Genomic DNA, 344 nt, shown 5'->3' on the forward strand with positions numbered 1-344 from the left:
GCAAATAAGCAGACAGCTCTCGCACTCGTTAGTCAGGTCGCCAAACCCGGTCGCCGTGTGGACGACGGGCGGACTATAAGCTTCATCGTTCCAGCGGTGCAAGGTGCCTGATTCCGAGGTTGGCGTAGGACCTTTACGATTAACCGCATATAAGGACTGTCGATAAATTCCGGTCGCACAAGTACCTGATCGAAACCAAGCCGGATTTGATCAGCGACGCCGTGCTGGCCCAGAGCGGCCAGCGTTTTCTCGCGGGCAAGCCGAATCGCGCAACGTGCGCGGCGGCAGTCTGATCCAGGGCCGCGACCTGACCCTGATCGCCGGCAACGACCTGGTCAACGTCG

The 344-nt window shown here is 59.6% G+C and carries 1 protein-coding gene; it reads right to left on the bottom strand.

Annotation, left to right across the window (positions count from 1 at the left end; genetic code table 11):
* Positions 1 to 139 precede the first annotated feature (139 nt).
* Positions 140 to 344: hypothetical protein (locus QK293_RS27520; protein WP_282383528.1), on the bottom strand; the 205-nt coding region annotated here is incomplete at its 5' end.

The sequence above is a fragment of the Pseudomonas sp. AL03 genome (genome assembly GCF_029960815.1).
Lineage (GTDB): Bacteria > Pseudomonadota > Gammaproteobacteria > Pseudomonadales > Pseudomonadaceae > Aquipseudomonas.